Here is a 9211-nt window from a genome sequence, read left to right on the forward strand (position 1 = left end):
GCAGTCCCCTAAATCAACACCGAGATGGCTAAGAAAGGAAATAGAGTACAAGTGATTATGGAATGCACCGAGCACAAAAACTCCGGCATGCCAGGTACTTCAAGATACATCACTACCAAAAACAGAAAAAACACCACTGAAAGATTGGAGCTGAAGAAATTCAACCCAATCCTGAAGAAAGTGACTGTTCATAAAGAAATCAAGTAAATTAGCTCGGGTCTGATCCCGCTTAAACGACAAAGAAATGGCTAAGAAAGTAGTAGCAACCCTGAAAAAAGAAGGTGGCGTGTCTTACGCCAAAGTGATCCGTGCCGTGAAGTCTGACAAGACCGGCGCCTATACCTTCAAAGAAGAAATGGTTCCTTCCACTCTGGTACAGGATACCCTGAAAAAATAATTTGCCAAGCGCATCGTAATGCACTTCGAGTCCCTCTGGTTGAAAATCAGCAGGGACTTTTTCATTATATGATTGTCCGCTATTGTGCCGGTAGCTAACCTTGACTATCCAAAAGAAGGCTAACCTTTAGGCTTTTGCCCTACTTCGGTCTTCCGTCATCGGTCTTCCTGCCCGAGTGAAAAGGCAAATTCGCTTACTGGCCAAAAAGCGTATATACAGATTTCATTATATTCCACTTTTAAAACACACCGCAGCATGGGAATCTTTGGATTTTTCTCAAAAGAAAAAAAAGAAAGCCTCGATCAGGGGCTTCAAAAGACCAGCGAATCCATTTTCTCCAAACTTAGCAAGGCTGTAGTCGGCAAGTCCCAGGTCGACGAGGAAGTACTCGACCAGCTGGAAGAGATCCTCATCACCTCCGACGTGGGCGTGGACACCACCATCAAGGTCATCCGCCGGATCGAGGAGCGCGTCGCCCGGGACAAATACCTCAACTCCTCGGAGCTTGACGTGATCCTGAGGGAAGAAATCGCCGCCCTACTCGAGGAAAACAACACCCAAGACCTGCTGGATTTTGAGATTCCCTCGGACAAAAAGCCCTATGTCCTCATGGTCGTGGGGGTAAACGGTGTCGGCAAAACCACCACCATCGGCAAGCTGGCCTACCTCTTCAAAAACGCCGGGAAATCCGTCGTCCTCGGCGCTGCGGATACCTTCCGGGCAGCCGCCGTAGACCAGCTCATCCTCTGGGGCGACCGCGTGGGCGTGCCCGTCGTGTCGCACGGCATGAATACCGACCCCGCTTCTGTGGCCTATGACGCGGTCAAACAGGGAGTGGACAGCGGTGCTGACATCGTCATCATCGATACTGCCGGCAGACTCCATACCAAAGTCAACCTCATGAACGAGCTGGGCAAGATCAAGCGTGTGATGCAGAAGTTTATCCCTGACGCACCGCATGAGATCCTCCTCGTGCTGGACGGCTCCACCGGCCAAAATGCCTTCATCCAAGCCAAGGAGTTTACCAAAGTCACCGAAATCTCTGCCTTGGCGATCACCAAGCTGGACGGTACCGCCAAGGGCGGCGTGGTGATCGGCATCTCCGACCAGTTCAAAATCCCGGTCAAATACATTGGCGTAGGGGAAAAGATGACCGACCTCCAGCTCTTTAACCGCAAAGAGTTTGTCGACTCGCTTTTCAAGAAGAAATAGAAAAAACCATCTCCCGAATCCAATACCCCGGCTCCCACCGGGGTATTTTTTTGGGGAAAATTTGAACCTGCCGATTCTTTTTCCGTAATTCAAAGTGATATCATTTTAACATCATATTGAAATGGAAAAAATAACCAAACCCAGCTCTGGATACCTGATGCTCTTCCTGGCGCTTGCAGGAATTGCCGCCTCCGTCTATTCTTTTACCCAAGTATGGATCGCGCCAGGTGCCATCCTGCTTTTCATCTCCATCCTTTTGCTGCCGGGCTTTTTTATCGTCGAGCCCAACAAGGCCATGGTGCTGCTGCTTTTCGGAAAGTATGAAGGCACTGTCAAGGCCAACGGCTTTTTCTGGGTCAATCCTTTCATGACCAAAAAGAAAATCTCGCTCCGTGTGAGAAACTTTGAAAACAAGCCGCTGAAGGTGAACGACAAGATCGGTAACCCCGTCATGGTCGGCACCATCGTCGTCTGGCAGGTGGAGGACACGTTCAAGGCGACCTTTGACGTGGAGGACTACGAAAACTTTGTCCACCTCCAGAGCGACGCCGCCGTACGGAAAATGGCCGGACTCTATCCTTATGACAACTTCGAAGACGAGGAGGCCGAGATCACCCTGCGCTCTGGCGTGGAGGAAGTCAACCACTCTCTGGAGGCCGAGATCATCGACCGGCTCAACCACGCCGGCATCAAAGTGATCGAAGCGCGTATCTCCCACTTGGCCTATGCCTCGGAGATTGCCTCCGCCATGCTGCAGCGCCAGCAGGCCACAGCCATCGTCGCCGCCCGTCAGAAGATCGTGGAGGGAGCGGTAGGAATGGTCGAGATGGCCCTTGCAGATCTCAAGGTGAAAGACATCATCGAGTTTGACGAGGAGAAAAAGGCCGCCATGGTGTCTAACCTCATGGTAGTGCTTTGCTCGGACCGCAGCGCCAGCCCCGTGCTCAACGTCGGAACGCTAAACCAGTAGGACTGTGCACGGCCGGATTTTCAAAGAAGAGCAGACTTACCGAGGCACCTGGGTTTTCTATGCGGTCATCATGCTGGAGATTCCGACCCTGGTGCTGGTAAGTGTGCTGACTTTGACCAGCAAAACAGAACGGCAAGAAGCCCTCCTCGCGCTGGTCATCGTCGCTTCGATCATGGCTTTGGCAGTGGCACTGCTGACCAATATCAAGCTCGAAACCCGGATCGACGACAAAGGCATCCACTTCAAGTACTTCCCCTTTGTCAGATGGCGCCTCATCGAAAGATCCCAGATCAAAAACGCAACCATCATCACCTTCAACCCCCTGATGGACCATGGCGGCTGGGGCATCAAGGGAAACAGAGAAACCAAAGCCTACACGATTCTGGGAGATACCGGACTGTTGGTAGATGGGGGAGAAAAGAAGAAAGTCCTGATCGGCACCCAAAAGCCCAAAGAACTGAGTGATTTCATAGAAAACTGGATGGAGGATTAGACCATGTCAAAGAAAAAGCCATTTGCCCTGAGGCTCGACGAGTCAATGATGAAGGCGCTGGAAAAATGGGCCGCAGACGAATTCAGAAGTACCAACGGCCAGCTGGAGTGGATCATCAGGGAAGCCCTCAAAAAGTCCGGCCGCCTGCCAAAAGCCGGTCCAGAACGGGACGAAGAAACTATTTGACGCCTATTTCCCTTTTATTGATAGCATCATCCAAAAAACCGACTTATGAAAACCATAGCCAAACTGACGAGTCTCGTTCTCATCCTTTTTGTCACCTCCTTTGTGTCTGCACAGGCTCAGGAGTCGAATTCAAAGCAGAGCAAAAAGGAAATGAAAATGGCTTCCTCCCTCGAGAAGGCCAAGCTTGACCTGGCCAAGTCACGGATCAAAGTATCAGATATGACTGCGGAGCACGCAAAGAAAAAGGAGAAGTTTGAAAAGCTGCAAGCCAAAGGCAAGCTGTCTCCAAACGACGTCGCCAGCCGTACCAAGGCATTGGACAAATTGGCCAAGAAGATAGAAAAGGAAGAGGCCACGATCGAGCGTTTGGAGAAATTCATCGAAGAAAACAGCCTCTAGAAGCAAGCCACAGCACTCCAGAGCTCCCAGAATAGGGAGCTCTTCTTTTTTATTTTGGTAACTTGCGACATCAAATCCCCATCCATGAAGTCGGCTATCAGCTTTGTCATTCGGTACATTCCCAGACCCATCCTGCAGACCATCAGTCCGATGGTGATGAAAGTCCTCTCCCAACTGAACAGGGGAAATGACGTCGAGTGCCCGGTCTGCAAGAGCCAGTACAAGAAATTCCTCCCCTATGGACGAGTCGCACGTGAAAATGCGCTCTGCCCGAGCTGTCTAGCCTTGGAGAGACATCGCCTGATGTGGCTTTTTCTGCGGGAAAAAACCAACTTTTTCACCGCCCAGCTGAAGGTACTCCACGTAGCTCCGGAGCATTGCTTTATCGAAAGGTTTGAAGCGCTGCAAAACTTGGACTATGTCACGGCAGACATCGAGTCGCCGCTGGCCAAGGTCAAGATGGACGTGCACTCCATCCCCTTTCCGGACGACACCTTCGACGTGGTTTTTTGCAACCATGTGCTGGAGCATGTGGACGACGATATCCTGGCCTGCTCGGAGTTTAACCGCGTGCTGAAGCCAAACGGCTGGGGCATTCTCCAGTCGCCAGTCTATCCCCTCGAAAAAACCCTGGAAGACAAAACCATCACCGATCCCGCGGAGCGGGAACGGATCTTTGGACAGCGAGACCACGTGCGGAAGTTTGGCCTGGACTACGCAGAGCGACTGCGAAAATCAGGACTTCAGATCGAGGAAAACCAATTTGTAAAAGAACTCCCTTTGGAAAAAGTAAAACGCTATGCCCTGGCGCCCAACGAAGTGATCTTTGTCTGCCGAAAAGGGAATTAGCCCTTCGCAGCTTTTCTGGCCCGCTCCGTCAGCAAACCCGCACCATAGCTGCACAGCTGAATGACCGAAGTCACCAGTGCCCAAGCTCCAACTACGATAGACCGGTATCGCCAGCCCGCGGTAAAAACCACGAGCAAAGCCCATACGCCCAAAACCAGCAAATGCGGAAGAAGGAAAACCTGGAAGAAAACCGCATTCACCACGATTGAAAGCACAAACAGCAGAAAGGCGGTCGGCAGCCAGTGCACCAGCTTGATAGCTTCAGGATGAAACCTGGATACGTTTACCCGGTTTCTGCCAAAGGAAAAGGCTTGCTTTGCAAAGGATTTGAGCGTGTTTTTCCGCTTGTGGTACACGTAGGCCTCTTCGACGAGTTCGAGCCTGTAGCCGGCCTTTTTGATGCGTATGCTCCACTCGATGTCTTCGCCCTGGTTGGGATCGACAAATCCGCCTAGCTTTTCGAATACCTCACGGGAGACGCCCATATTGAATCCACGGGCCTGATATTTTGCGGGGTCTTTCAATTTCCCCCGGATTCCCCCGGTCGTCCAAAAGGACGTCATGGCAAAATCCATCGCTTTTTGAAGATTCGAGAAATCCTCCGCAGCTGCATCCGGTCCTCCAAAAGCATCCAGTTTCCTTGACAAAATAGCCTGCCGCAACACCTGTAGGTAATCCGCCGGCAAAATCACATCAGAGTCTAGGATGACGAAGAAATCGCCTTTGGCCTGGGACATCCCAAAGTTCCGCGCAAAGCCCTGACCCTGATTCTCCTGATAGCAGTATCTAACGGGGAGGACGTTTTCAAACTGCGCAACGACTCGATCTGATTTGAACGTGGAACCATCCTCAATGATAATCGCTTCAAACCGCTTATAGCTCTGCCCAGCCAAACTCGACAGCAACTCGTGGACTTCAGCGGGGCGATTATATACCGGTATGACAACCGAGAAAAGCATCAAAAGTCGAAATTCAACTCCTCGTCCACTTTGTACTCGATCTCCTTGGATTGATTGGAGGTCATCAGCTCGGCGATGAAGCCCGTGACAAAGAGCTGCACGCCGATAATCAGAGCAACCAAAGCAAGGAAGAAAAGTGGCTGATCGACGATCTCCCGCACCTTCAGTCCCTTGCTCAGCCCGTAGATTTTCTCAAAAATCAACCAAGAGGTAATCAGAAAACCGGTCAGAAAGGACAAGGTGCCCAAGAGTCCGAAAAAATGCATGGGTTTCTTTTTGTATCGGTGAACAAAGGACACGGTGATCAGATCCAAAAAGCCGTTTAGAAAACGCTCCAAGCCAAACTTCGAGTAGCCGTACTTCCTGGCCTGATGTTGGACCACCTTTTCTCCGATCTTTGGAAAACCGTTCCACTTGGCCAGCAAGGGGATGTATCGGTGCATTTCCCCGTAGATCTGAATATTTTTGACGACTTTGTTTCGGTATGCTTTCAGCCCGCAGTTGAAATCATGGAGCTGAATACCGGAGATCCATCGGGTCACGCCGTTAAAGAATCTGGAAGGAATGGTCTTCGATATCGGATCGTGCCGTTCCTTTTTCCAACCGGACACCACGTCCAAGCCTTCTTTGGTCACCATCTCATACAAGCCTGGAATCTCGTCGGGGCTATCCTGCAGATCGGCGTCCATGGTGATCACCACCTCCCCCACTGCCCGGCGAAAGCCAGCGTCCAGCGCGGCCGACTTGCCGTAGTTGCGCGTGAAATTCAATCCCCGCAACTGGCTGTTTTCCGTAGTCAGTCTTTGGATCACTTCCCAAGACCGGTCCGTACTGCCGTCATTTACCAAAATGACTTCATAAGAAAAGCCGTGTTCTTTCATCACACGGCTGATCCACTGGGTTAATTCTGGCAAAGATTCTTCCTCGTTGAAAACAGGGACAACTACGGAAATTTGAGTCATATCAATAATCTAGCGACTTGTCGCGCTTCTTTAGGATTGCCGCCAAAATTAAGGCGATAATGGCATAAAAGATAAGGCCAAAGGCAAAGTTTTTCAACTGTCCTCCCACGGAGAAAGATGCTGCGGTATTGTTGCGAATTTCGTCCAAGGCAGAGGGGGGAAGGGAGTCGGGATTCTGCCCAAAGCTCTCCATCATCTCCAGGGATTTTTCCACGGTGAGGTCGGTCAAAACCTGGGGTAAGGAGGGATCAATGACCTGATAAAGCAATATCTGTCCAATCAGCGAAATAATGCCCGATACGACCAGTGCTACAAAGCTGAAGTTGAAGGCAGTACCGAAGCTCATAAACCCACCGATCTCACTACGGTACTGCTTTCCAAAATAGATGATCAAGCCGAAGAAGATTACCAACGCAACCAGCAGCATCCAAAAGGAAGCGAGTAGGCTGGAGTCGATGAAGTATGCAATATAGGTGATGGCCAAAGCCGCCAAGCCCATGGTGATGCCCGGCTTGATTGCGGCCTGAAAAGGTGTCTGCTGCTCTTCCATAAAAGAATTTAGTTAGGGTTTTTCCTGAAAATAATAGAAATAATAATGCTAAAAAACATTCCGGGTACGATTTTCCAGAGCCCGTCGTTGAGGGCGACATCCCATGGGGACATCTTTTCCATGCTGTTTTGGGTGCTCGAATAGGAAGCTTCGCCGAGTTGGGAAATGATGGTTTCGCTGCTTTCGGCCAGCACCTCCAGCTTCTGGGCTTTGATCTGTCCAAACAAATCCGGGGAAACGCTCAGCACCAGCCAAATCCCCAAAATAGACAACAAACCCAGCAAGGCATAGGTCACAAAGCCGACAGTCATCCCTTCGGCAAAAGACAAATAGCCTCCATTTGTCCCGTCTTTGAAAAACTTGATAGCCAAAAACACGGCAACGGGTACCAGGAAATAGCCAAAAAGGAGGTTGAGATTGGTGGGATCTGGATAGAGAAAGGAGAGCACGCAAAATGAAACCACGCTCAAAATCCCGCCCAGAATTCCAAACTGGTAGGCAGACTTCAGGTACTTAGTCATCTGTCTTGATCAATTGTCCTTTTTGGAAGACGTATTTCACTTTTCCCTGCAGCTCCGAACCAAACCAAGGACTATTGGCGGACAGAGACTTGTTGGACTTTTCGTCATAGCTCCACTTCTCTTCTGGGTCAAAAATGGTCCAGGCAGAATTGCCCACCGAGAGGATCTTCGCGGGACCTTCGGTAACCTTGTCAATCAGTAGGCCCCAAGACAGCTCATTGGCTAGCTTTCGCATAGCGGGCAGAAAGGTCTGTAGGCCTGCCATTCCAAAAGCAGCCAAGTCAAACTCCGCAAACTTGGAGTCAAAATCCTGAGGTTGATGGTTGGAGACGATCGCATCGATGGTACCGTCCTTCAATCCTTCGATCAAAGCGGCTCGGTCTTCAGCCCCTCTAAACGGCGGCTTCACCTTGTAATTCGAGTCAAAACTGGTCAGGTCAGCGTCAGAAAACACCAATTGGTAGATAGACACGTCTGCGGTCACGTCGAGACCTTGGGCTTTTGCCTCCCGGATCATCGCCACGCCTTTGGCTGTGCTCAGCGTCTGGAAATGCACCCTGCCTCCAGCGTATTTAAGAATCTCCAGGTTTCGCTGTATGGACACATCCTCCGCAAGGTTTGGAATCCCCTTCATCCCGAGCTGGGTGGAGACAAGACCTTCGTGCATTTGGCCAAAAATCCCCAACAATGGATCGTAGGCATGGTCAAACAACACCCCATCGATTTTCTGCAGGTATTGCAAGATCTTCATGTATCGGTCAGAGTTGGCCAAGGTCTTTACCCCATCTCCGAAAAAACGAAGACCAGACTGGAAATGCATATCCAATATTTCGGTAAGGTCTTCCCCTGATGCATTTTTGGTGACCGCCCCCATCACATGAAGCTGGGGGCCATAAGGCTTTGCCTTGGCGAGGACAAAATCGACTTCGCTTTTGGACTGGATCACAGGCTCTGTATTTGGCAGCACCAAAGCCTGTGCAAAACCAGAAGCCTCGAGTGATCGGCAAAGGCTGTCTACCGTCTCGCGATACTCCTGCCCCGGCTCTCCCAGGCCACATCTCAAGTCGATCCACCCTTTGCTGGCAAAAAATGAGGAACAGTCTATGACCTCGTTGTATTTTCCTGAGTCCGAATCGGCGGTCTCTTTCATCGAGCCACCTTCTAGTGCGTAGTTTTTTGCTTCGAAAACTACTCCTCCCTGAATCAATCTGAGGTCTTTCAGTAGTACTGCCATCAATTTGAGTTTTGCTGCAAAAGTGCAACAATAATGGCTAAAATGAAAAGTGAAGCTGACAAAAGCTGGCAAGATGGATCGACTGGGGAGCTGTCAAAAACGCCATTAAAAAAGAAAAGCCCCTTGGAGGATGTCCAAGGGGCTGAATAATGTGGCGGCGACCTACTCTCCCGGGTGTAACCCCAGTACCATCGGCGCTGCAGGGCTTAACTTCTCTGTTCGGGATGGGAAGAGGTGGGACCCCTGCGCTAGGCCGCCTAAATTGGAAGACTCAAGTCGCCGGTATCAAGTAGCAAGACCCCAAAGGATCCCGTCTTACTTCTAGCGTCTTGCGTCTAATATCTTATGTCTTTAACATATCTGGTAGAAACTGTAACAAACGGTAGGCAAGCTTTCGGGCAATTAGTACCGCTCGGCTATGCCATCACTGGCTTTACACCTGCGGCCTATCGACGTCATCGTCTCTGACGGCCCTATAT

Annotated in this window: 13 protein-coding genes and 2 rRNA genes; 8 read left to right on the forward strand and 7 right to left on the reverse strand. The window is 50.5% G+C overall.

Translation table 11 applies throughout. The annotated features are described in order from the left end of the window. Nucleotides 1–24 precede the first annotated feature (24 nt). From rpmG to J0A68_RS10575, 8 genes are all read left to right on the forward strand, one after another. Entirely contained in the window at nucleotides 25–207 is a 183-nt protein-coding gene (rpmG, locus tag J0A68_RS10540) for a 50S ribosomal protein L33 (RefSeq protein WP_009036148.1), read from the forward strand. A 37-nt stretch (nucleotides 208–244) separates the two neighbouring features. Next, nucleotides 245–397 carry a DUF4295 domain-containing protein gene (locus J0A68_RS10545; protein ID WP_075350620.1) on the forward strand — a complete coding sequence of 51 codons (153 nt, stop codon included), beginning with the start codon at nucleotides 245–247 and terminating at the stop codon, nucleotides 395–397. A gap of 255 nt (nucleotides 398–652) precedes the next feature. Further along, nucleotides 653–1609 carry a signal recognition particle-docking protein FtsY gene (gene ftsY / locus J0A68_RS10550; RefSeq protein WP_206578169.1) on the forward strand — a complete coding sequence of 319 codons (957 nt, stop codon included), beginning with the start codon at nucleotides 653–655 and terminating at the stop codon, nucleotides 1607–1609. Between the two features lie 121 nt (nucleotides 1610–1730). Beyond that, the gene (locus J0A68_RS10555) at nucleotides 1731–2579 is read left to right on the forward strand and encodes an SPFH domain-containing protein (protein WP_206578170.1); all 849 of its coding nucleotides are present in this window, start codon (nucleotides 1731–1733) and stop codon (nucleotides 2577–2579) included. A 4-nt stretch (nucleotides 2580–2583) separates the two neighbouring features. Next, entirely contained in the window at nucleotides 2584–3072 is a 489-nt protein-coding gene (locus J0A68_RS10560; protein WP_206578171.1) for a hypothetical protein, read from the forward strand. 3 nt (nucleotides 3073–3075) lie between these two features. Further along, entirely contained in the window at nucleotides 3076–3258 is a 183-nt protein-coding gene (locus J0A68_RS10565; protein ID WP_206578172.1) for a type II toxin-antitoxin system antitoxin, read from the forward strand. 45 nt (nucleotides 3259–3303) lie between these two features. Further along, a complete protein-coding gene (locus J0A68_RS10570) occupies nucleotides 3304–3657 on the forward strand; it encodes a hypothetical protein (RefSeq protein WP_206578173.1) in 354 nt (117 codons plus the stop codon). Between the two features lie 84 nt (nucleotides 3658–3741). After that, a complete protein-coding gene (locus J0A68_RS10575; protein ID WP_206578174.1) occupies nucleotides 3742–4506 on the forward strand; it encodes a class I SAM-dependent methyltransferase in 765 nt (254 codons plus the stop codon). Here J0A68_RS10575 and J0A68_RS10580 read toward each other — a convergent pair. From J0A68_RS10580 to J0A68_RS10610, 7 genes are all read right to left on the reverse strand, one after another. Beyond that, complete coding sequence (locus tag J0A68_RS10580) at nucleotides 4503–5465, reverse strand: glycosyltransferase family 2 protein (protein WP_206578175.1); 963 nt, start codon at nucleotides 5463–5465, stop codon at nucleotides 4503–4505. The genes J0A68_RS10575 and J0A68_RS10580 overlap by 4 nt on opposite strands. Continuing rightward, nucleotides 5465–6427 (reverse strand): glycosyltransferase family 2 protein, encoded by a 963-nt coding sequence (locus J0A68_RS10585; protein WP_206578176.1) that lies wholly within the window; start codon nucleotides 6425–6427, stop codon nucleotides 5465–5467. Before J0A68_RS10585 ends, J0A68_RS10580 begins: the two co-directional genes overlap by 1 nt. Before the next feature lies 1 nt (nucleotide 6428). Next, nucleotides 6429–6977 carry a DUF4199 domain-containing protein gene (locus J0A68_RS10590; RefSeq protein WP_206578177.1) on the reverse strand — a complete coding sequence of 183 codons (549 nt, stop codon included), beginning with the start codon at nucleotides 6975–6977 and terminating at the stop codon, nucleotides 6429–6431. 8 nt (nucleotides 6978–6985) lie between these two features. Then, on the reverse strand, nucleotides 6986–7498 hold the full coding sequence (locus J0A68_RS10595; RefSeq protein WP_206578178.1) for a DUF4199 domain-containing protein: 513 nt from the start codon (nucleotides 7496–7498) through the stop codon (nucleotides 6986–6988). Then, a complete protein-coding gene (locus tag J0A68_RS10600) occupies nucleotides 7491–8732 on the reverse strand; it encodes a dihydroorotase (RefSeq protein ID WP_206578179.1) in 1242 nt (413 codons plus the stop codon). The genes J0A68_RS10595 and J0A68_RS10600 overlap by 8 nt, the downstream gene beginning before the upstream one ends. A 149-nt stretch (nucleotides 8733–8881) precedes the next feature. Continuing rightward, a 5S ribosomal RNA gene (gene rrf, locus J0A68_RS10605) occupies nucleotides 8882–8993 on the reverse strand. Between the two features lie 121 nt (nucleotides 8994–9114). Further along, nucleotides 9115–9211: ribosomal RNA gene (locus tag J0A68_RS10610) — 23S ribosomal RNA — on the reverse strand; the annotation flags it as partial.

Origin of the sequence: Algoriphagus oliviformis, assembly GCF_017254915.1 — a bacterium.
GTDB classification, from domain to species: Bacteria; Bacteroidota; Bacteroidia; order Cytophagales; family Cyclobacteriaceae; genus Algoriphagus; species Algoriphagus oliviformis.

Excerpts from the sequence above, each read along its gene's own strand:
- J0A68_RS10600 (WP_206578179.1), bottom strand. The coding sequence starts at position 8,732 with ATGGCAGTACTACTGAAAGACCTCAGATTGATTCAGGGAGGAGTAGTT.
- J0A68_RS10575 (WP_206578174.1), top strand. The coding sequence starts at position 3,742 with ATGAAGTCGGCTATCAGCTTTGTCATTCGGTACATTCCCAGACCCATC.
- J0A68_RS10545 (WP_075350620.1), top strand. The coding sequence starts at position 245 with ATGGCTAAGAAAGTAGTAGCAACCCTGAAAAAAGAAGGTGGCGTGTCT.
- J0A68_RS10585 (WP_206578176.1), bottom strand. The coding sequence starts at position 6,427 with ATGACTCAAATTTCCGTAGTTGTCCCTGTTTTCAACGAGGAAGAATCT.
- J0A68_RS10590 (WP_206578177.1), bottom strand. The coding sequence starts at position 6,977 with ATGGAAGAGCAGCAGACACCTTTTCAGGCCGCAATCAAGCCGGGCATC.
- J0A68_RS10580 (WP_206578175.1), bottom strand. The coding sequence starts at position 5,465 with ATGCTTTTCTCGGTTGTCATACCGGTATATAATCGCCCCGCTGAAGTC.
- J0A68_RS10570 (WP_206578173.1), top strand. The coding sequence starts at position 3,304 with ATGAAAACCATAGCCAAACTGACGAGTCTCGTTCTCATCCTTTTTGTC.
- rpmG (WP_009036148.1), top strand. The coding sequence starts at position 25 with ATGGCTAAGAAAGGAAATAGAGTACAAGTGATTATGGAATGCACCGAG.
- J0A68_RS10595 (WP_206578178.1), bottom strand. The coding sequence starts at position 7,498 with ATGACTAAGTACCTGAAGTCTGCCTACCAGTTTGGAATTCTGGGCGGG.
- J0A68_RS10565 (WP_206578172.1), top strand. The coding sequence starts at position 3,076 with ATGTCAAAGAAAAAGCCATTTGCCCTGAGGCTCGACGAGTCAATGATG.
- ftsY (WP_206578169.1), top strand. The coding sequence starts at position 653 with ATGGGAATCTTTGGATTTTTCTCAAAAGAAAAAAAAGAAAGCCTCGAT.
- J0A68_RS10555 (WP_206578170.1), top strand. The coding sequence starts at position 1,731 with ATGGAAAAAATAACCAAACCCAGCTCTGGATACCTGATGCTCTTCCTG.